Below are 20,108 nucleotides of genomic sequence, written 5' to 3' on the forward strand. Positions count from 1 at the left end.
TACTCTGAGGTGTCGATTACACGTAAAACGATTTCAGCGGCGGGAAGCCATTGAATTCGACGGCGCTGTAACTGGTGGTGTACGCACCGGTCGACAGCCAGTACAGGCGATCACCGATGGCCAGGTTCAGCGGCAGGCCATATTTGTAGTTCTCGTACATGATGTCTGCGCTGTCGCAGGTCGGGCCGGCGATGACCACTTCTTCCATCTCGCCTTTCTTCTCGGTCCAGATCGGGAACTTGATCGCCTCGTCCATGGTTTCGATCAGGCCGGAGAACTTGCCCACATCGGTATACACCCAACGCTCGACGGCGGTGCGCGATTTACGCGCGACCAGCACGACTTCGCTGACCAGAATGCCGGCGTTGGCGATCAACGAACGGCCCGGCTCCAGAATGATTTCCGGCAGGTCATCGCCGAAGTCTTCCTTCAGGAAGCGGATGATTTCTTCGGCGTAGGTTTCCAGGCTGTTGGTACGGGTGATGTAGTTGGCCGGGAAGCCGCCACCCATGTTGATCAGTTTCAGGTGTATGCCGTCTTCTTCTTTCAGGCGCTCGAAGATCACTTTGACCTTGGCGATCGCCGCGTCCCAGACACTGATATCACGCTGCTGCGAGCCAACGTGGAACGAGATGCCATAAGGCACCAGGCCCAAGTCGCGGGCGAGGATCAGCAGGTCCATGGCCATGTCGGTCTGGCAGCCGAATTTGCGCGACAGCGGCCAGTCAGCGGTAGTCGAGCCTTCGGTCAGAATGCGCACATAGACTTTCGAACCCGGCGCGGCTTTGGCGATGTTGCGCAGATCGGCTTCGGAGTCGGTGGCGAACAGGCGCACACCCTTCTCGTAGAAGTAGCGGATGTCCTTGGACTTCTTGATGGTGTTGCCGTAGCTGATCTGGTCCGGGCTGACGCCACGCCCCATGACTTTGTCCAGCTCATAGATGGAGGCGATGTCGAAGCTCGAACCTTTCTCTTTGAGCAGGTCGATGATCTCGACAGCCGGGTTGGCCTTGACCGCGTAGTAGACCTTGGCGAATTCGAAACCGGCGCGCAGGTCGTCATAGGCCTGGGCGATCATCGCGGTGTCGATCACCACGAACGGGGTTTCCTGTTTGTCGGCGAACGCCTTCATTTTCTGAAAGGTTTCGCGCGCGAAATAGTCTTCGACCTGGATCGACATGCTTGGAACTCCTACTGGCAAACGTCGTTAATCAATGGGTGCGAGGGTGTGTCATCAATGAATTCGCACTCGTGAATGCATTGATGACACACCTTCCTGAACGTCCTCCGTATCCCCACTTTGGTTCGCCTACTTCCCAAGGCATGTCGCCGAAAGCAAAAAGGCCACGGGCGCTGACGCTGCCCTTGGCCTTGCTGTCTCGTCGTCAGTACTTGAGCCGGATGGATCGTTTCCAGCATGGACGTTCGGCGCGAACTTTAGGGCGTGAGGGGCCTGAGATCAACAAAAAATGTCGCGTTTTTGCACGCTTCCGTCGTGCGGTCTTCCTCCGGTACCGATGTAACCGACCGACATGACAGGCTGATGTTCCCCCGAGCATGGATATGCGTCGTCGGCATGCCTGGAAAAACGGAAATAAGCCACAGACGTTTAATCCCGAAAAAGCCTTGAGACAACCCTCAGGACTAGTATTTCTGACAGGTGTTTAGTTGCGGTTTTCTTCCTAGGATGAGGGCGCCGATTAGTTCCGAAATAAAGTCTGGTGATCGGCGAGCACAGTTTTTTTTGTTATTGGAAATGGCTCCGTCGACCCGTTTGCATGATGGGGAGAGTGCGCCTGTCTATCAATTCAAGCGGATGCAGGGGTAACAAGGATGAACAGAATATTACTGTGGCTGGTTGTATTGACACTGTCGGGTTGTGCCACTCACGAAATAGTTCAACCGTCCGCTCCCGTACCGCGAGAGGAAATACCCGGGACCGCTTCGATTGGCGTGAGGGGCGCCGGCACCGGGCCACAGATTGCCACTTATCTTACAGAGGCCTACCACAACAAAGAGAGCATGTGCCGCAACAACCTGTCAGCCCCGGCATTCCTGTGTTCGGGGGTCATTTTGAGAGCCACTGAAAACTCTACTAAGTTTCACTTCTGGGACCCTAATCCAGCGTCAACTGGCGTGTCCTTTTCCTACTTGCGGGCGGATGCGAAGTTCAGCAAGTTGGCCTACGGATATAACAATGGTTTTATCTTGTATCCGTACTTTTTCAAACCCGTGGGTAAGATAGAGCCGGAGATACTTTGTTTCTTTCCGGTGGACGGTGCAACGAGCAAGCGTGACGGTAAGGGCTGCGGTCAAAGTCCGGGATTAGTTGCCAGTCGACCTTGCCAGTCACAAGGTATCAATACGGCCGAGCAATACATCACGCATTACCATCAGCAACCGGGCAAATACGGGAATCTGTGCGGCTTTGATGTGCGTGACGTTTTGAATCAGGCCGCCACTACCGCTTTTAATGAGGCGATCAAGGCTCAGGGGCGGGGCGGCGACTTCGCCTTCGGTACGCAGAACGAATTCCGGATGGCCAAGTGGGAGCAGAATCTGGGCACGACGTTGCCGATCGAGGCGGTGTTTTACATCAATGACGCCGGTAAGGCCGGTGCGCAGCATGACCAGCGGGATTTCAAGAACCAGACAGGTATCTGGATTCCGGCAATCAGGATCACGCTGCCCCAGACGCCATCGGCTGATGTGCGGTTCGAGTTCATCGCCGGTGACCAGGCCATCTCCTCCTGATCCATTCAATTGTGCCGTGCCCCTTGCAGGGCACGGCCCATCAGCGCTCTATCAGGCCAGCGCGGTCTCGGCGGGGGAGACGATGCTGGTCTTGCCACCGCGGGATTTGCCGGAACTCAGGTACTCGGCAATCGACTCCTGAGTGACCTCGCCGAGGAACACCCGTTCCGCATCCATCACCGGCAGCCACGAACGGTTGAACTCGTACATGCGCGACAACAGGATGCGCAGATGCTCGTCGTACGCGGCGGTGGCGTTGAACTCGCGCAGATACTGCGCGCAGGTGCCGGTCTGGCGGTGCAGGTCGCGACGACGCACATAGCCCAGCGCCTTGTTCTCGGCACAGGTGACCACCACGTAGCGGCGGTCATGCTCGTCCATCAGTTCCAGTGCATCGGCCACCGGGGTTTCCGGGCTGACCGAAGGCGCGTTATCGGCGGCGTCTTCGGCCTTCACCAGCAACAGACGTTTGAGGGTGCTGTCCTGGCCGACGAAATTGCTGACAAAGTCGTCCGCCGGGTGTGCGAGCAGGGTGTCCGGGTGATCGATCTGCAGCAGTTTGCCGGCGCGGAAGATCGCGATCTTGTCACCGAGTTTGATCGCCTCGTCGATGTCGTGGCTGACCATGATCACGGTCTTGTTCAGCGCTCGCTGCATCTCGAAGAACTCGTTCTGGATCATCTCGCGGTTGATCGGGTCGACTGCACCGAACGGCTCGTCCATCAGCAACAGTGGCGCATCCGCCGCCAGCGCGCGGATCACACCGATGCGCTGTTGCTGGCCGCCGGACAGTTCACGCGGATAGCGATGCAGATACTGCTTGGGTTCAAGCTTGATCATGCTCATCAGTTCGCGAGCGCGGTCGTGGCATTTCTGTTTGTCCCAGCCGAGCAGTTTCGGCACCACGACGATGTTCTCTTCGATGGTCATGTTCGGAAACAGACCAATCTGCTGGATCACGTAGCCGATGTTGCGGCGCAGGGTCACTTCGTCGAGGTCGGTGGTGTCTTCGCCGTTGATCAGGATCTTGCCCGAGGTCGGCTTGATCAGGCGGTTGATCATTTTCAGCGTGGTGCTTTTGCCGCAACCCGATGGCCCGAGGAACACACAGATTTCGCCTTCATTGACGGTCAGGCTCACCGAGTCCACGGCTTTGACATCTTTGCCGTTGCTCTGGAAGGTCTTGCTGAGGTTTTGAAGTTCGATCATTTGAGGAGTCCTTTTGGAGTCAGCGTACGTTGCAGCCACTGCAGGAGAAGGTCGGCGAAGATCGCCAGAAGACTGACCAGCAGCGCGCCGACGATCAGCATCGACATGTCGCTGCGGCTGATGGAGGCGAGGATCAGCACACCGAGGCCACCGGCGCCGATGGTCGCGGCGATGGTCATCACGCCGATGTTCATCACCACGGCGGTGCGCACCCCGGCGAGAATCACCGGCACTGCAATTGGCAACTCGACCATGCGCAGGCGCTGGCCGAAGGTCATGCCGATACCGCGTGCAGCTTCACGGATGCCCGGCTCGACGCCAGTCAGGGCGAGGTAGGTGTTGCGCATGATCGGCAGCAGTGAATAAAGGAACACCGCGGTGATCGCCGGCATTGGCCCCAGGCCCTGGCCGAACTTGGAGTAGAACGGCAGCAGCAGACCGAACAGGGCAATCGACGGCACGGTCAGCAGCACTGTGGCGCTGGCCTGCAAGGGACCGGCGAGGCTCGGGAAACGCGTCATCAGAATGCCCAGCGGCACACCAATGAGGATCGCCAGCGTTACCGCGATACCGACCAGAGTGATGTGCTGCCAGGTCAGGTGCATCACCTGCTGCCAGTCGAGGTGGGAAAAGGCGTTAAGAAATTCCATGACTTTTCCTCCTTAATTGAGTGGGTGCTGGCGCAGAAAGTCGGCGGCCACTTTCGATGGGCTTTCGTGATCGACATCGACCCGCGCGTTGAGCTGGCGCATGGTTTCGTCATCGAACAGTTCTGCCAGCGGCTTGAGCTGTTCGGCCAGTTGCGGGTGTGCATCGAGGTAGGCCTGACGCACCACCGGCGCGGCGGTGTAGTCGGGGAAGTAGTGCTTGTCGTCTTCCAGCAACTTCAGGCCGAAGGCATTCAGGCGGCCGTCCGTGGTGTAGACCAGACCGGCAAACACCTGGCCGTTGCGCAGCGCGGTGTAGACCAGCCCCGCGTCCATCTGGCGGATGTTCTTGCGGGTCAGGTTCATGTCGTAGAGCTTGACCATGCCGTCCAGACCGTCGGAGCGGTTGGCGAACTCGGTGTCCAGCGCCACCAGGTGATTGGTCTTGGCCTCATTGCGCAGCACCTTGTTCAGGTCGCTGATGGTGTTGATCTGCGGATACTCCTCGGCGACTTTCTGCGGCAGGGCGAGGGCGTAGGTGTTGCTGAATTTCGACGGGGTCAGCCAGACCAGGCCTTTTTTCGCGTCGAGTTCTTTGACCCGGGCGTAAGACTGTTCGCTGTCGAGTTTCTCGGTGACATGGTTGTAGGCCACCAGCGACACGCCGGTGTATTCCCAGAGCATGTCCAGTTGTCCGCTTTCGTGAGCGCTACGGGCAAGGTTGCTGCCCAGACCGCCGGTGATCTGCGCGTCGTAGCCTTTGCTGCGCAGGTATTGCGCGGTGATTTCCGCGAGCAGGGTCTGCTCGGTGAATACCCGGGCGCCAAGGCGGATCACCGGTTTTTCGGCGGCTTGGGCCAATCCTGCAAACAGCAGGAGGCAGCTCAAGATCAAGCTAAATCGTTTCATAAATATTCCTTCGCAAGAGCCTTAAGACGGGCGCAAACCGCGTTCCAGCCAGAGACGGCTGGCGAGGGTGACTACGCCATCGAGCAGCAGGGCCAGCAGCGCGGTGCACGCGGCGCCGAGCAGCAGTTGCGGCTGATTGTTCAGGGCGATGCCAGGGAAGATCAGGCTGCCGAGGCTGTTGGCGCCGATCAGGAAGGCCAGCGGCGCGGTGCCGACGTTGATCGCCAGTGCCACGCGCACGCCACCAATGATGATCGGTACGGCGTTGGGCAATTCGACTTTCCACAGCACCTGGCGCGGGGTCATGCCGATGCCGACGGCGGCTTCTTTCAGCGAGCCCTGAACGTTTTTCAGGCCTTCGTACGTGTTGCGCACAATCGGCAACAAGGACGCGAGGAACAAAGCGAAGATCGCCGGGCCACTGCCGATGCCGAGAATCCCCAGGGCAATCGCCAGTACGGCCAGCGGTGGCACGGTGTTGCCGATATTGAAGATCTGCATGAAGCGTTCAGCGCGGCCGACCATGGTCGGGCGACTGAGGAAGATACCGGCGGGGATGCCCACGACAAGGGCGGCCAGCATTGAAGCGAGGACGAGAATCAGATGAGCTTGCAGGTAAAACAACAAATCGTCGCGGTAGTGTTCGATCGTGTTGATGCCGATCCAGTGGATCAGCAGGGCCAGGAGCGCGATAACCACCGCACCTCCCATCAGCCCTTTGCCATAGCGGATAGCCACAGGCGGACTCCTTTTTTATAGTCGGCGAACGCCGTCCCGTGTGGCATGCCATGCCTGGCTGCCGGGAAATAAACGTTCGCGAGAAGCAGCTCCCTCAGCACCGGCAACAAGCGGTCTGAAAGCGAGCCATGAGCGCAGCCTCTTCAGGCTAACTTGCTGATTTTTCAGCCCCTGACGAAATGTCGTAACAGGGGATGGACGTCTCCGTGCTTCAAAAGGTTCCCACATCGGATGCCATCTGGCCACCGGTAGGAGCTGCCGCAGGCTGCGATCTTTTGATTTTATTGTTAAGAGCAAGATCAAAAGATCGCAGCCTGCGGCAGCTCCTACAGGGTTTTGCGCGGCCGAGGGACGGTGGTCTGGCGATCACTTTTTAAGCTATACTCGCCGCCCTTTTTTGAATCACCGCCAGGCGATTTCCCATGACCAACCAGGCCGCCGAAGTCGCGAAACGCCGCACTTTCGCCATTATTTCCCACCCCGATGCCGGTAAAACCACGATCACCGAAAAGCTCCTGTTGATGGGCAAGGCGATTGCAGTGGCCGGTACGGTGAAATCCCGTAAATCCGACCGCCATGCGACATCCGACTGGATGGAGATGGAGAAGCAGCGCGGTATTTCCATTACCACGTCGGTCATGCAGTTCCCGTATCGCGAACACATGATCAACCTGCTCGACACCCCGGGCCACGAAGACTTCTCCGAAGACACCTACCGCACCCTGACGGCGGTCGACTCGGCGCTGATGGTCCTCGACGGCGGTAAAGGCGTTGAGCCACGGACCATCGCGCTGATGGACGTCTGCCGTCTGCGTGACACGCCGATCGTCAGCTTCATCAACAAACTCGACCGTGACATCCGCGACCCGATCGAGCTGCTCGACGAAATCGAAGCCGTTCTGAAGATCAAGGCAGCGCCGATCACCTGGCCGATCGGTTGCTACCGCGACTTCAAGGGCGTGTACCACCTGGCCGACGACTACATCATTGTCTACACCGCCGGTCACGGTCACGAACGCACCGAAACCAAGATCATCGAGAAACTCGACTCCGACGAGGCGCGCGCGCACCTGGGCGACGAGTACGAGCGCTTTCTCGAACAGCTGGAACTGGTGCAGGGCGCCTGCCACGAGTTCAACCAGCAGGAGTTCCTCGACGGTCAACTGACCCCGGTGTTCTTCGGTACGGCATTGGGCAACTTCGGGGTCGACCATGTGCTTGATGCAGTGGTTGACTGGGCACCGCGTCCGCTGGCCCGTGTCGCCAACGAGCGCACCGTCGAGCCGGTGGAAGAGAAGTTTTCGGGCTTCATCTTCAAGATCCAGGCGAACATGGACCCGAAACACCGCGACCGTATTGCCTTCATGCGTATCTGCTCCGGCAAGTACGAGAAAGGCATGAAGATGCGCCACGTGCGTACCGGCAAGGACGTGCGCATCGGCGACGCCTTGACGTTCTTCTCTTCCGAGCGTGAGCAGCTGGAAGAGGCGTACGCCGGTGACATCATCGGTCTGCACAACCACGGCACCATCCAGATCGGCGACACCTTCAGCGAAGGTGAAGCCCTCGGTTTCACCGGTATCCCGCACTTCGCCCCGGAGCTGTTCCGTCGTGTGCGTCTGCGTGATCCGCTGAAGTCCAAGCAGTTGCGTCAGGGCCTGCAGCAGTTGGCTGAAGAGGGCGCGACTCAGGTGTTTTTCCCGGAGCGCAGCAACGACATCATTCTTGGCGCCGTGGGTGTGCTGCAGTTCGATGTGGTCGCGAGCCGCTTGAAGGAGGAATACAAGGTTGAGTGCTCTTATGAGCCGATCACTGTGTATTCCGCGCGCTGGATCGAATGCAGCGACAAGAAGAAGCTTGAGGAATTTTCCAACAAGGCGGTGGAGAACCTCGCGCTGGATGGCGGTGGGCACCTGACCTACCTGGCGCCGACGCGGGTTAACCTGGCGTTGATGGAAGAGCGGTGGCCGGATGTGAAATTCCGGGCGACGCGTGAGCATCATTAAGCGCTGAGCTGGTTTGTTCGAAAGCCCCTGAGGTGTAGGCCTTGGGGGCTTTTTTTGGGCTTTGTCTTGGCGGCCTTTGGGCCGACCAGGTTCTTGGTTTTTTTGTGTACATATCCGTTTTTTTGTTAACGGCTACTTAGGGTTTCGCCCTTACGGCGACTCACTTTTTTGACAAACGCCTCAAAAAAGTAAGCAAAAAAAGGCTTGCTCCTACGTTCGGCCCGCTCGCTGGGGCTCGGGGTTCCTTCGCTGCGGGATCGATCCGGGCGCAGCGCCTACGGTTTGCTTCGCTGCACCTCCTCTCGCTGTGTTTGGCTTCGCCAAACTGTCGCTGCGCTCCCACCCCCGGATCAATCCCTCCACTCAGCCTTCCGATGTCGCCCGTGGATCAAGATCAAAAGCTTTCGGCGAGCTGACACTCGGCCTGTGTAGGAGCTGCCGAAGGCTGCGATCTTTTGATCTTGTGGGAGCTGGCTTGCCAGCGAGGGCGGCCTGACAGCCGACCAGTCTCCAACTGCCTGTGCTCAATCTCACTGTGGGAGCTGGCTTGCCAGCGAAGACGGCCTGACAGCCGACCAGTCTCCAACTGTCTGTGCTCAATCTCACTGTGGGAGCTGGCTTGCCAGCGATGCGGCCTGACAGCCGACCATTTTCTAATCGAGCTAAGCGACCGAAGGCTGCGATATTTTGGACTTAAAACGCGAAGTCAAAAGATCGCAGCCTACGGCAGCTCCTACAGGGGTTGTAGGGCGACTCTGTATTTTGAGATCTCGATGTTCTTGAGCGCGACAACCGGTGTGCCGGGCGTTAGTGTTTCGGGTCCACGCCAGTCGTTTTGAGAGGTCAATGGAATGACGCGCAACCTCATCCATCTGCTGCGCCCCAACGGCTATTTCAGCCTGATGGCCTGGGTGCTTGCGGCTTTGCTGTTCATCAATCGTCTAAGCAGCATGGTCAAGTTGTTCATGGCGCTGTATCTGCGCCAGGAGCTGGGGCTGGCGATCGAGACGGTGGGCTGGCTGTTGTCGGCTTACGGCGCCGGGTTGTTGGTCGGTTCGATGCTGGGTGGTTTGCTCAGTGACCATGTGCGTACGGCGCGGCTGACGGCGGCGTTGTTCTTTGTTTCTGTGTTTGTGTTGATTCTGCTGGGGCTGGTGACGCAGGTGCCGCTGCTGGCCGGTTTGCTGTTGCTCAGCGGCACGCTCGACGGGGCGATTCGAACGCTGCACCAGCGGTTGATCATGGAGTATTGCGAGCCTGCGCAGCGTTCGCGCGCCCAAGCCTTGAGCCGGGTTGCAAGAAACCTCGGCATGGCGGCTGCCGGTGTTGCCGGCGGGGTGTTGGCGCAGACGGATTTCCGTTGGGTGTTTTTTGTCAGTGCGGCGATGACGTTGCTGGCGTTGCTGTGGTTTGTGCGCACTACCTGGCACCGTGCGGTGCTTGAACCCGATGAGGTGACCGAGGCTGGCACTGGCACACCGTTGCGCGACACGGCGTTCCTTTGGCTGCTCGGTGCGGCGGTGTTGCTGGGGATGGCGTTCGATACGGTCTACAGCACGCTGGGCAACTATCTGCGTGACTACTACCACTTGAGCACCGAGGCCATCGGCTGGCAGTTCGGGCTTAACGCGATGCTGGTGGTGGCGCTGCAGATACCACTGACGCATTGGGGCGAGCGCTGGGGCTTGCGTCGGCAATTGCTGGCGGGTTGTGTGTTGCTGGCGGTCGGGTTGGGAATGCTGCCGTTTGGTTCGGGGCTGTTTTACGTGTGTTTGTCGACGGTGATCTGGACGTTGGGTGAAGCTTTTTTCATGCCGCCGATGAATGTGCTGGTCATGCGGCATGCGCAGGGCGGCAAAAGCGGCCAGTATTTCGGCCTGTTTTTCATGAGCTGGAGTGCCAGTGCTTTGTTGTCGCCGGTGCTGAGTGGTCAGCTGTATGGGCACTTCGGAGGGCACAGCGTATGGCTTGCGAGCGCGACACTGGCCTTGTTGACCTTACCTCTGATCTACCTCGCAACACGCTCTTCGACCCAAGCCAAGGCGCAAGTCGCCAGTCCACGCGCTACCTCACTTAGCTGATTCGGTTATAGAGGTTATTCACAAGTGATCTTCCCTGCCGGGGCATTTCCGCGGGCTCGTTAGCGTCCTATCTGGTGAACCCGGCTGATCGGAACTAGATTTCATTCAGCGCCGGATCGGCACCCAGGCTTCAACCACGAAAGGATGGAAATGGCTATGAGCATTTTTCAACGCATTGTGCTGTTGCTTAAGGTTTTGGTGATGTTGACGCTTGGCACCACGGCGGCGTGGGCGAGTTCCGTCACGCCATCGCAGGGTTTCAATGCCGCCCACGGACAAGCCGGTGTGATCATGCTGGCCAAGTCCGAATCCGAACCGGGCGATCAGGATCAGGGCGGCAGCAAGGATGATGACGACTCGACCACTGATGAGCCGGACACCGACGATGACGAAGGCGACAGCCAGTCGTAAAGCGCCGGTAAAAGAAAACCCCTTCTTCCCCGACTGATGCGCAATCGAGAGAGAAGGGGTTTGGGTTAACACATTATTTCCGGATAAACACGATCCCTGCAGGAGCTGCGGCACGCTGCGATCTTTAGATCCTGATTCTGGTAATCAAAAGATCGCAGCCTCGTTTCATTCGACAGCTCCTACAGGTTTTGTGCCGGTCTCCGGTTTTGCTTACGCGGCGCCGTCGAGGAACTGCTCGGCGTAGTGGCAAGCCACCTGCCGGTTGTCGAGCTGGCGCAGGGCCGGCTCTTCAGTGCTGCAACGCTCGGTCGCGTACGGGCAACGTTTGTGGAACGCGCAGCCCGGTGGCGGGTTCAGCGGGTTGGGCAATTCGCCGACGATCTTGATTTTCGGCTTGTCCGGATCCGGGTGGATCGTGGGCGTTGCCGACAACAAGGCCTGGGTGTACGGGTGCAGGGGACGGGTGTAGATGTCCTCTTTCGGACCCATTTCCACTGGCCGGCCGAGGTACATCACCAGCACCGAATCGGCGACGTGACGCACCACCGCCAGGTTGTGCGAGATGAACACGTAGGCGGTGTTGAATTCCTGCTGCAGGTCCATGAACAGGTTCAGCACCTGCGCCTGAATCGACACGTCCAGCGCCGAGGTCGGTTCGTCCGCCACCAGCACTTTCGGTTGCAGCATCATCGCCCGCGCCAGGGCGATACGCTGGCGCTGACCGCCGGAGAACATGTGCGGATAACGCTGGTAGTGCTCGGGACGCAAGCCGACCTGCTTCATCATCGCCTGGACTTTCTCGCGACGCTCGACGGCACTCAGGTTGGTGTTGATCAGCAGCGGTTCGGCCAGTTGATCACCGATTTTCTGCCGTGGGTTCAACGAGGCGTACGGGCTCTGGAACACCATCTGCACGTCTTTGCGCAGTTGCTTGCGCTGGGCCTTGTCGGCGCCGGCAACTTCCTGCCCGGCGATTTTCAGCGAGCCGGACGACGGCTCCTCAATCAGGGTCAGGGCGCGGGCGAGGGTGGATTTGCCGCAACCCGATTCGCCGACGACAGCGAGGGTCTTGCCGGCTTCCAGTTCGAACGACACGCCGTTGAGGGCGCGCACGGTTGCGTGGCCCTTGAACAGGCCACGGGAGACTTCGTAGTGACGGGTCAGGTCGCGGGCGGTAAGTACGACGGCCATTACGCCACCTCCTGGTTCAGCGGGAAGAAGCAGCGCGCGAGGCTGTTGCTTTTCGGATCAAGGGCAGGACGCTGCGCGCGGCAGGTGTCCTGCACGTACGGGCAGCGCGGCGACAGCAGGCAACCCTGCGGACGGTCGTAGCGGCCCGGAACGATACCCGGCAGGGTCGACAGGCGCGCGGCGCCCAGGCTGTGCTCAGGAATTGCCTTGAGCAACGCTTCGCTGTACGGGTGCGCCGGAATGTCGAACAGTTGTGGCACCTGACCGACTTCCACCGCTTGGCCGGCGTACATCACACACACGCGCTGGGCGGTTTCGGCAACCACGGCGAGGTCGTGGGTGATCAGCACCAGACCCATGTTCTGTTCTTTCTGCAACGCCAGCAGCAAATCCATGATCTGTGCCTGAATGGTCACATCGAGTGCCGTGGTCGGTTCGTCGGCGATCAGCAGTTTCGGCTCGCCGGCAATCGCCATGGCGATCGCCACACGCTGGCTCATGCCGCCGGACAGTTGGTGCGGGTAAGCGTCCATACGGCTGGCGGCGCCGGGGATTTCCACTTTTTCCAGCAGTTCGATGGCGCGTTTGCGCGCTTGCTTGCCGGACATTTTCAGGTGCAGGCGCAATACTTCTTCGATCTGGAAACCGACGGTGTAGCTCGGGTTCAGCGCAGTCATCGGATCCTGGAACACCATCGCCAGGTCTTTGCCGACGATCTGCCGGCGCTGACGGTTACTCAGCTTGAGCATGTTTTTGCCGTCGAAGCTCAGGGCGTCGGCAGTGACGATCCCCGGGTGCTCGATCAGGCCCATCAGCGCCATCATGGTCACCGACTTGCCCGAACCGGACTCGCCGACGATCGCCAGAACTTCGCCCTTGTCGACTTTCAGGTCGAGGCCATCGACCACCGGAACGGCGTTCTTGTCGCCGAAGCGAACGTTGAGATTCTTGATTTCTAGCAGTGACATGGGAATCTCCTCAGGCGGCGTTCTTGAGTTTCGGGTCCAGCGCATCGCGCAGACCGTCGCCCATCAAGTTGATTGCCAGCACGCTGAGCAAAATGGTCAAACCAGGCAGACTCACGACCCACCAGGCGCGTTCGATGTAATCGCGGGCCGAGGCCAGCATGGTGCCCCATTCAGGGGTTGGCGGTTGTACGCCAAGGCCGAGGAAGCCCAGGGCGGCGGCATCGAGAATCGCCGAGGAGAAACTCAGGGTGGCCTGTACGATCAGCGGCGCCATGCAGTTGGGCAGCACGGTGATGAACATCAGACGTGGCAGACCGGCACCGGCCAGGCGTGCGGCGGTCACGTAGTCGCGGTTCAGTTCGCCCATCACCGCAGCACGGGTCAGACGCACGTAGGACGGCAAGGACACCACAGCAATGGCGATCACGGTGTTGATCAGGCCAGGGCCGAGGATGGCGACGATCGCCACAGCCAGCAGCAGGGACGGCAGGGCCAGCATGATGTCCATCAGACGCATGATGGTCGGGCCGATCATTTTCGGGAAGAAACCGGCGAACAGACCCAGCAGGATCCCCGGGATCAGCGACATCACCACCGACGACAGACCGATCAGCAGCGACAGGCGCGAACCCTGGATCAGCCGCGACAGCAGGTCACGACCCAGTTCATCGGTGCCGAGCAGGAACTGCATCTGCCCGCCTTCCAGCCATGCAGGTGGCGTCAGCAGGAAGTCCCGGTATTGCTCGCTCGGGTTATGCGGGGCGACCCACGGCGCGAAGATCGCGCAGAAAATCACCAGCAGCATGAACAGCAGGCCGGCAACCGCGCCCTTGTTTTTCGAGAAGGCTTGCCAGAATTCTTTGTACGGTGACGGGTACAGCAGGCTTTGATCCGCGTTTGGGGCGGAAGTGGCTACTGAGGATGTTGGAGTGCTCATGGTATGGACCTCAGCGCTGATGACGGATGCGTGGGTTGGCAAAGCCGTAGAGGATGTCCACTACGAAGTTGACCAGAATCACCAGGCAGGCGATTAACAGGATGCCGTTTTGCACAACCGGGTAGTCCCGGGCGCCGATGGCTTCGATCAGCCATTTACCGATGCCGGGCCAGGAGAAGATGGTTTCGGTCAGGACCGCACCGGCCAGCAGGGTGCCGACTTGCAGGCCAACCACGGTCAGTACCGGAATCAGTGCGTTGCGCAGACCGTGCACGAACACCACGCGCGACGGCGACAGGCCTTTGGCCTTGGCGGTGCGGATGTAGTCTTCACGCAGCACTTCGAGCATCGACGAACGGGTCATCCGCGCGATCACCGCCAGCGGAATGGTGCCGAGCACGATGGCCGGCAGGATCAGGTGATGCAGGGCATCGAGGAACGCGCCCATGTCATCGGCCAGCAGCGTGTCGATCAGCATGAAACCGGTGCGCGGCTCGATGTCGTAGAGCAGGTCGATCCGCCCGGACACCGGGGTCCAGCCCAGGCTCACCGAGAAGAACATGATCAGGATCAGGCCCCACCAGAAGATCGGCATCGAATACCCCGCCAGGGAGATGCCCATCACCCCGTGGTCGAACAGGGATCCTCGCTTTAGAGCCGCAATCACCCCGGCCAGAAGACCGAGGATGCCGGCAAACAGCAGGGCGGCCATGGACAGTTCCAGGGTCGCCGGGAAGAGGGAGGTGAACTCGGTCCATACGCTTTCACGGGTACGCAGGGATTCGCCGAGATCGCCGTGGGCCAGTTTGCCGATGTAGTCCAGGTACTGGGCATACAGCGGTTTGTTCAGACCTAGGCGTTCCATTGCCTGAGCGTGCATTTCGGGGTCGACCCGACGTTCGCCCATCATCACTTCCACGGGGTCGCCCGGAATCATGCGAATCAACGCGAAAGTCAGCAAGGTGATGCCGAAAAACGTGGGGATCAACAACCCCAGTCGGCGGGCAATAAAACTAAACATCTTGTGTGGTACCTCATCAGCCGGTTAGGCGTGCCCGGCGACCCTGGGGTCAGGGAGGCCGGGAGTTTCTTATCTACTTCACCTGGGTGGTGGCGAAGTTATTGGTTGTGAGAGGGCTGATGTGATAACCCTCTACGTTGTTGCGCATTGCGGTAAACATCCGGGTGTGGGCCATGCTGATCCACGGTTGGTCCTGATTGAACAACACCTGGGCCTGTTCGTAGAGCTTCGCGCGTTCGGCCGGATCTACTTTAGCCCGTGCTTCGTCGAGCAGTGCCTGGAATTTCTCGTTGCACCAGCGCGCGTAGTTTTCGCCGTTCTTGGCCGCTTCGCAACTGAGCATAGGCGTCAGGAAGTTATCCGGGTCGCCGTTGTCGCCCGCCCATCCGGCCGAGACCATGTCGTGCTCGCCGGCCTTGGCGCGTTTGAGCATTTCGCCCCATTCCATCACGCGGATGTCGATCTTGATCCCGACTTTCGCCAGGTCAGCCTGCATCATTTGCGCGCCGAGCATCGGATTCGGGTTGGTCGGGCCGCCGCCGTTACGGGTAAACAGGGTAAACACGGTGCCTTCCGGAACCCCGGCTTCCTTGAGCAGGGCACGCGCCTTGTCCAGATCGCGTGGCGGGTTCTTCAGGTCGTGGTTATAGCCCAGCAGCGTCGGCGGGTACGGGTTGACCGCCACGCTGGCGTTGCCTTTGCCGAACAGCGCGTTGACGTAGGCTTCCTTGTCGAAGGCGATGTCGATCGCTTTACGCACGCGCACGTCGCTGATGTACTTGTGCTGGGTGTTCATGGCGATGTACGAGACGGTCATCGCGTCCATCTCGTCGACTTTCAGGTTGCTGTCTTTCTTGATGCTCGGGATGTCGTCCGGTTTCGGATACAGCGCGATCTGGCACTCGTTGGCCTTGAGTTTCTGCAGACGCACGTTGTTGTCGGTGGCGATCGCCAGGATCAGCGCGTCAGCCGGGGCCTTGCCACGGAAGTAGTCCGGGTTGGCCTTGAAGCGCACCTGCGCATCCTTGGCGTAGCGCTGGAAGATGAACGGTCCGGTACCGATCGGCTTGCTGTTCAGGTCGGCAGTTTTGCCAGACTTGAGCAACTGGTCGGCGTATTCGGCCGGGTAGATCGAGGAGAACGCCATGGCGATGTCGGCCAGGAACGGCGCTTCGCGGCGGGTCAGGGTGAACTTGACCGTGTTGTCGTCGACTTTTTCCACGCTTTTGAGCAGTTCCTTGAAGCCCATGCTTTCAAAGTACGGGAAGCCTACGCTCGACAGTTTGTGCCACGGGTGATTCGGGTCCAGCTGACGCTGGAAGCTCCAGACCACGTCGTCGGCGTTCATGTCGCGGGTCGGCTTGAAGTATTCGGTGGTGTGAAACTTGACGCCTTTGCGCAGGTGAAACGTATAGGTCAGGCCGTCTTCACTGATGTCCCAGGATTCGGCCAGTGCCGGAATCACTTCGGTGGTGCCGGGCTTGAAGTCCGCCAGACGGTTGAAGATCGTTTCGGCCACCGCATCGGCAGTGACTGCAGTTGTGTACTGGACCATATCGAAGCCTTCCGGACTGGCTTCGGTGCAGACCACCAAGGGTTTGGCCGAGACGCCGATGGCGGCGCTCAACAACGCGGCAGCGACGGCCGCACGTAGGGGAAGCATTTTCATCGATAACCCTCTGCAATCGGTTGAAGACAAAAAACCGAACGGCCGACTCGTCATGAGTCAGCCGTCGGTTGGCGGTTTTTACAGGATGTTGAATGGAATCGTGGTCACGAGACGGAACTCGTTGATGCTGCCATCGGACTGGTTTTCGCTGGCGCGGTGAGCGGTGTAGGTGCCACGGATGGTGGTCGCCTTGAGTGGGCCGCTCTGTACCGCGTAGGTTGCACCAATGCCGTATTCGTAGTGGTGCTCGCCGTCCATGTTGCGTACGTCATACGCAGTGCCAGTGTAATGAGTGCCGTCGATGCCCCAGCCGCGAGCCTGGTAGATGTTGAACTTCAGACCTGGCACGCCGTATTCGGCCATGTTCAGACCGTAGGCAACCTGGAAGGATTTCTCGTTCGGGCCGTTGAAGTCCGACAGCAGGGAGTTGGCCAGGTAGATGCCGTTGGTTTCGTGCAGGTAGTCGAAGTACTCGTCACCGTTGATGGCCTGGTACGAGAAGGTCAGGCTGTGGGCCTGGTGAGTCAGGCCGAACGACAGCGAGTAAGTGTCGTTGTCGATTTCACCCATCTCTTTTTTGCCGGTATCGACGGTTTTGTAGTAGTTCAGGCCGGTAGTCAGGCTCACGACATTGCTGTCACCCAGTTCGTGGGTGGCGCCGAAGTAGTACTGGTTCCAGAAGTCTTCCACCTTGGAGGCGTACAGGCTGGTCTTCAGGCTTTTCAGCGGCTGATAGTTCAGGCCGACGATGCTGACGCGATCGGTTTCAGCGTTGTTGTTGGTGTACTCGGAGCGGAACTTGGACAGGCTCTCTTCGGTACGCGGCGATACGCGGTCGAAGCTGCCGGCGTCGAACGACAGGTTGTTCAGTTCTTCGCTGTGCAGGCTTACACCTTCAAAGCTTGAAGGCAGCGCACGGTTGCCGATGTTATCGACGATTGGAGTGCTGAAGTTCTGACGACCGGCGGTCAGCGTGGTGTTCGATACGCGGAACTTGACGTTGGCCAGACCCAGTTTGCTCCACTGGCCTTCAGCGTCGCCGCCTTCTTTGGTCAGCGTACGGTTGTTGCCCGCGCCTGGACGAGAACCCGGTGCACCACCGTTGTTGGAGGCCAGATCCTTGCGATTACGCTCCAGTGCTACAGCGTTGTAAGCGGCAATTTCAGTGCTGACACCGACGGTGCCCTCAGTGAAGCCGGAGCTGAAGTTGACGATGGTGCCCTGTACCCAGTTGATACGACGATCGGTCGGGGTGGCGACGCCATCTTTGCGGTAGGTGAACTTGCCGCCGCGCTTGAGTTGCTCGTTGGCGTACCAGTTGCGGGTCGTGCCGCTGATTGTCGAACCTTCGAGGAAACCTTTGGCGTCAGCCTGGGCGCTCTTCTCGTTGACGGTCACGGGGGTGAACGCCTGGCTCTGCTCTTCCGCATACGCGGTGGCGGTGACGCTGCTTATGGCCAGGGCCAGGATCGCGGTGCTGCTCAGTTTCATGGGTGAAGCTCCTTTACTTTCTTTTTATGCCGGCTTTTTTAGGTTGGCCGGTTATTGGTTTAGAACTCATTTCACACATCGCAAACGTTTGCAAAAGGCCGGATCGGCGAATTTCGGCAAAGCGCTTGCGTGAGGGGGGTAGACGGTCCCCCTCAGCGTTGCGGCTAATCGGTTGGGTTAATCGATACTGACGCCCGAGAACACATTGCGACCGAAGGGGCTGACCTTGAAGCCTTCAACCCTGGCGCTTAACGGCTGGTTGACCGTCGAGTGAGCGACAGGCGTGATCGGCACTTGCTGCTTGAGCAACTGCTGCGCCTGTTTGTAGAGCGTGGTGCGCTGGTCGCGGTCGGTGACGACTTTGGCCTCTTTGATCAGCTTGTCGTAAGCCGGATCGCACCACATGGAATAGTTGTTGCCGCCAATGGCGTCGCAGCTGTACAGGGTGCCCAGCCAGTTGTCCGGGTCACCGTTGTCGCCGGTCCAGCCGATCAGGCTGATGTCGTGCTCGCCATTCTTGGTGCGCTTGATGTACTCGCCCCATTCGTAGCTGACGATCTTCACTTTCAGACCGATCTTGGCCCAGTCAGCCTGGAGCATTTCGGCCATCAATTTGGCGTTCGGGTTGTATGGACGCTGTACCGGCATCGCCCACAGGGTGATCTCGGTACCCTCTTTCACGCCGGCAGCCTTGAGCAGCTCGCGGGCTTTTTCCGGGTTATAGGCGGCGTCCTTGATGGTGTCGTCGTAGGACCACTGGGTCGGTGGCATGGCGTTGACGGCCAGTTGCCCGGCGCCTTGATAAACGGCGTTGAGAATCCCTTGTTTATTCACCGCCATGTCCAGCGCCTGACGCACTTCGAGCTGATCGAAGGGCTTGTGGCGCACGTTGTAGGCGATGTAACCGAGGTTGAAGCCGGGCTTGGAAATCAGCTGCAGTTTCGAATCCGCCTTCAGCGCTTCGACGTCGGCCGGGCGCGGATGCAGGGTGATCTGGCATTCGCCGGCCTTGAGCTTCTGCACGCGTACCGAAGCGTCGGTGTTGATCGCGAAGATCAGGTTCTTCAGCTTGACCCGGCTCGGATCCCAGTAATGCGGGTTGCCGGTGTAACGGATGTTCGAGTCTTTCTGATAGCTCTTGAATACGAACGGCCCGGTACCGACCGGCTTCTGGTTGATGTCGCTCGGCTTGCCTTCGGCCAGCAGCTTGTTGGCGTATTCGGCGGACAGGATGGCAGCGAAGCTCATGGCGATGTTCTGGATGAACGCGGCATCGACGCTGTTCAGCGTGAACTCCACGGTCAGCGGCCCGGTCTTTTCAACCTTGGCGATGTTCTTGTTCAGGCTCATCCCGTTGAAATACGGGAACTCGGTCGGATAAGCCTTACGGAATGGCTGTTGCGGATCGAGCATGCGGTTAAACGTGAACAGCACGTCGTCGGCATTGAAATCGCGCGTCGGTTTGAAGTACGGCGTTGTATGAAATTTCACACCTTCACGCAGGTGAAAGGTGTACTTGAGACCATCCTCGGAAATATCCCACTTGGTTGCCAGTCCCGGTACGACGTTGGTTGCGCCTTTTTCGAACTCGACCAGACGGTTGTACAGCGGTTCGGCGGCGTCGTTATCGGTCGCGGTTGTGTACTGCGCGGTATCGAAACCCGCCGGGCTGCCTTCGGAGCAGAACACCAGGCTGTCGCTGGCGGCGTAACTGGTGGACGTGGCGGCCAACAGGCCGGCGCCCAGCAATGCGGAAAAAACCAAGGTATGGCGCATGACGCTCCCTCTTTTTTGTAGTGTTGTTCAATGCACCGCGATCCCGTCCAGGGACGTTGAGGTCGCATTGAGCTCAATCCAGTACGTACAGCAAGCCGATGGCCCACGCAGAAACTGGTCAGAACCCGACGGTATGGGCCGTGGGTCTGGCAGTAAATGCGCTGAGTCCTAAAGACTCGTAGGAAAAGGCAACAGGTCATGTACCTCCCTGTTAGAGCAGGGTGGAAATGGCTGTAGGCAAATTCCTGGCTAGTCGGCAGAAAAAAACAGCGGCGCCGCCTGAAACGTCGCCGCTGTCTG

At 59.2% G+C, this 20,108-nt stretch carries 16 protein-coding genes; 4 read left to right on the forward strand and 12 right to left on the reverse strand.

Features of this window, described 5'->3' with window-relative positions:
• Positions 1–16: 16 nt before the first annotated feature.
• Positions 17–1,180: a type III PLP-dependent enzyme gene (locus LOY52_RS04055; protein WP_202370202.1), complete on the reverse strand. Its 1,164-nt coding sequence runs from the start codon at positions 1,178–1,180 to the stop codon at positions 17–19.
• Positions 1,181–2,022: 842 nt separating this feature from the next.
• Here LOY52_RS04055 and LOY52_RS04060 point away from each other — a divergent pair.
• The gene (locus LOY52_RS04060; protein WP_258678312.1) at positions 2,023–2,754 is read left to right on the forward strand and encodes a hypothetical protein; all 732 of its coding nucleotides are present in this window, start codon (positions 2,023–2,025) and stop codon (positions 2,752–2,754) included.
• 51 nt (positions 2,755–2,805) lie between these two features.
• Here the strand turns inward: LOY52_RS04060 and LOY52_RS04065 are convergent, their stop codons facing one another.
• The 4 genes from LOY52_RS04065 to LOY52_RS04080 are packed head-to-tail and all read right to left on the reverse strand — an operon-like array spanning position 2,806 to position 6,230.
• Entirely contained in the window at positions 2,806–3,963 is a 1,158-nt protein-coding gene (locus LOY52_RS04065; protein ID WP_008088750.1) for a betaine/proline/choline family ABC transporter ATP-binding protein, read from the reverse strand.
• On the reverse strand, positions 3,960–4,613 hold the full coding sequence (locus LOY52_RS04070; RefSeq protein ID WP_007965673.1) for an ABC transporter permease: 654 nt from the start codon (positions 4,611–4,613) through the stop codon (positions 3,960–3,962). Before LOY52_RS04070 ends, LOY52_RS04065 begins: the two co-directional genes overlap by 4 nt.
• Positions 4,614–4,625: 12 nt before the next feature.
• The gene (locus LOY52_RS04075) at positions 4,626–5,519 is read right to left on the reverse strand and encodes a glycine betaine ABC transporter substrate-binding protein (RefSeq protein WP_258678317.1); all 894 of its coding nucleotides are present in this window, start codon (positions 5,517–5,519) and stop codon (positions 4,626–4,628) included.
• Between the two features lie 21 nt (positions 5,520–5,540).
• A complete protein-coding gene (locus LOY52_RS04080; protein ID WP_177409065.1) occupies positions 5,541–6,230 on the reverse strand; it encodes an ABC transporter permease in 690 nt (229 codons plus the stop codon).
• Between the two features lie 449 nt (positions 6,231–6,679).
• On the opposite strand from LOY52_RS04080, the gene LOY52_RS04085 reads away from it, so the two are divergent.
• The 3 genes from LOY52_RS04085 to LOY52_RS04095 all read left to right on the forward strand — a co-directional run bounded on the left by LOY52_RS04085 (position 6,680) and on the right by LOY52_RS04095 (position 10,755).
• Positions 6,680–8,263: a peptide chain release factor 3 gene (locus tag LOY52_RS04085; protein ID WP_258678319.1), complete on the forward strand. Its 1,584-nt coding sequence runs from the start codon at positions 6,680–6,682 to the stop codon at positions 8,261–8,263.
• 851 nt (positions 8,264–9,114) lie between these two features.
• Positions 9,115–10,344: an MFS transporter gene (locus LOY52_RS04090; RefSeq protein ID WP_258678321.1), complete on the forward strand. Its 1,230-nt coding sequence runs from the start codon at positions 9,115–9,117 to the stop codon at positions 10,342–10,344.
• Between the two features lie 156 nt (positions 10,345–10,500).
• Positions 10,501–10,755: a hypothetical protein gene (locus LOY52_RS04095; RefSeq protein WP_258678322.1), complete on the forward strand. Its 255-nt coding sequence runs from the start codon at positions 10,501–10,503 to the stop codon at positions 10,753–10,755.
• Between the two features lie 210 nt (positions 10,756–10,965).
• Here the strand turns inward: LOY52_RS04095 and LOY52_RS04100 are convergent, their stop codons facing one another.
• From LOY52_RS04100 to LOY52_RS04130, 7 genes are all read right to left on the reverse strand, one after another.
• Entirely contained in the window at positions 10,966–11,946 is a 981-nt protein-coding gene (locus LOY52_RS04100; RefSeq protein ID WP_258678323.1) for a peptide ABC transporter ATP-binding protein, read from the reverse strand.
• Positions 11,946–12,914, reverse strand: a complete 969-nt coding sequence (locus LOY52_RS04105) for an ABC transporter ATP-binding protein (protein ID WP_007966704.1) — start codon at positions 12,912–12,914, stop codon at positions 11,946–11,948. Before LOY52_RS04105 ends, LOY52_RS04100 begins: the two co-directional genes overlap by 1 nt.
• A gap of 10 nt (positions 12,915–12,924) precedes the next feature.
• A complete protein-coding gene (locus LOY52_RS04110) occupies positions 12,925–13,851 on the reverse strand; it encodes an ABC transporter permease subunit (RefSeq protein ID WP_007966702.1) in 927 nt (308 codons plus the stop codon).
• Positions 13,852–13,861: 10 nt separating this feature from the next.
• The gene (locus LOY52_RS04115) at positions 13,862–14,872 is read right to left on the reverse strand and encodes an ABC transporter permease subunit (RefSeq protein WP_007953665.1); all 1,011 of its coding nucleotides are present in this window, start codon (positions 14,870–14,872) and stop codon (positions 13,862–13,864) included.
• Positions 14,873–14,945: 73 nt separating this feature from the next.
• On the reverse strand, positions 14,946–16,541 hold the full coding sequence (locus LOY52_RS04120; protein ID WP_258678336.1) for an ABC transporter substrate-binding protein: 1,596 nt from the start codon (positions 16,539–16,541) through the stop codon (positions 14,946–14,948).
• A gap of 78 nt (positions 16,542–16,619) precedes the next feature.
• Positions 16,620–18,032 carry an OprD family porin gene (locus LOY52_RS04125; protein ID WP_202370195.1) on the reverse strand — a complete coding sequence of 471 codons (1,413 nt, stop codon included), beginning with the start codon at positions 18,030–18,032 and terminating at the stop codon, positions 16,620–16,622.
• A gap of 177 nt (positions 18,033–18,209) precedes the next feature.
• Positions 18,210–19,808, reverse strand: a complete 1,599-nt coding sequence (locus LOY52_RS04130; protein WP_258678339.1) for an ABC transporter substrate-binding protein — start codon at positions 19,806–19,808, stop codon at positions 18,210–18,212.
• Positions 19,809–20,108: the final 300 nt, after the last annotated feature.

It is taken from the genome of Pseudomonas sp. B21-051, assembly GCF_024748795.1.
Taxonomy (GTDB): Bacteria; Pseudomonadota; Gammaproteobacteria; order Pseudomonadales; family Pseudomonadaceae; genus Aquipseudomonas; species Aquipseudomonas putida_A.

Coding starts and splice junctions, on each gene's coding strand:
- LOY52_RS04055 (WP_202370202.1), bottom strand. CDS start 1,180: ATGTCGATCCAGGTCGAAGACTATTTCGCGCGCGAAACCTTTCAGAAA.
- LOY52_RS04060 (WP_258678312.1), top strand. CDS start 2,023: ATGTGCCGCAACAACCTGTCAGCCCCGGCATTCCTGTGTTCGGGGGTC.
- LOY52_RS04065 (WP_008088750.1), bottom strand. CDS start 3,963: ATGATCGAACTTCAAAACCTCAGCAAGACCTTCCAGAGCAACGGCAAA.
- LOY52_RS04070 (WP_007965673.1), bottom strand. CDS start 4,613: ATGGAATTTCTTAACGCCTTTTCCCACCTCGACTGGCAGCAGGTGATG.
- LOY52_RS04075 (WP_258678317.1), bottom strand. CDS start 5,519: ATGAAACGATTTAGCTTGATCTTGAGCTGCCTCCTGCTGTTTGCAGGA.
- LOY52_RS04080 (WP_177409065.1), bottom strand. CDS start 6,230: ATGGGAGGTGCGGTGGTTATCGCGCTCCTGGCCCTGCTGATCCACTGG.
- LOY52_RS04085 (WP_258678319.1), top strand. CDS start 6,680: ATGACCAACCAGGCCGCCGAAGTCGCGAAACGCCGCACTTTCGCCATT.
- LOY52_RS04090 (WP_258678321.1), top strand. CDS start 9,115: ATGACGCGCAACCTCATCCATCTGCTGCGCCCCAACGGCTATTTCAGC.
- LOY52_RS04095 (WP_258678322.1), top strand. CDS start 10,501: ATGAGCATTTTTCAACGCATTGTGCTGTTGCTTAAGGTTTTGGTGATG.
- LOY52_RS04100 (WP_258678323.1), bottom strand. CDS start 11,946: ATGGCCGTCGTACTTACCGCCCGCGACCTGACCCGTCACTACGAAGTC.
- LOY52_RS04105 (WP_007966704.1), bottom strand. CDS start 12,914: ATGTCACTGCTAGAAATCAAGAATCTCAACGTTCGCTTCGGCGACAAG.
- LOY52_RS04110 (WP_007966702.1), bottom strand. CDS start 13,851: ATGAGCACTCCAACATCCTCAGTAGCCACTTCCGCCCCAAACGCGGAT.
- LOY52_RS04115 (WP_007953665.1), bottom strand. CDS start 14,872: ATGTTTAGTTTTATTGCCCGCCGACTGGGGTTGTTGATCCCCACGTTT.
- LOY52_RS04120 (WP_258678336.1), bottom strand. CDS start 16,541: ATGAAAATGCTTCCCCTACGTGCGGCCGTCGCTGCCGCGTTGTTGAGC.
- LOY52_RS04125 (WP_202370195.1), bottom strand. CDS start 18,032: ATGAAACTGAGCAGCACCGCGATCCTGGCCCTGGCCATAAGCAGCGTC.
- LOY52_RS04130 (WP_258678339.1), bottom strand. CDS start 19,808: ATGCGCCATACCTTGGTTTTTTCCGCATTGCTGGGCGCCGGCCTGTTG.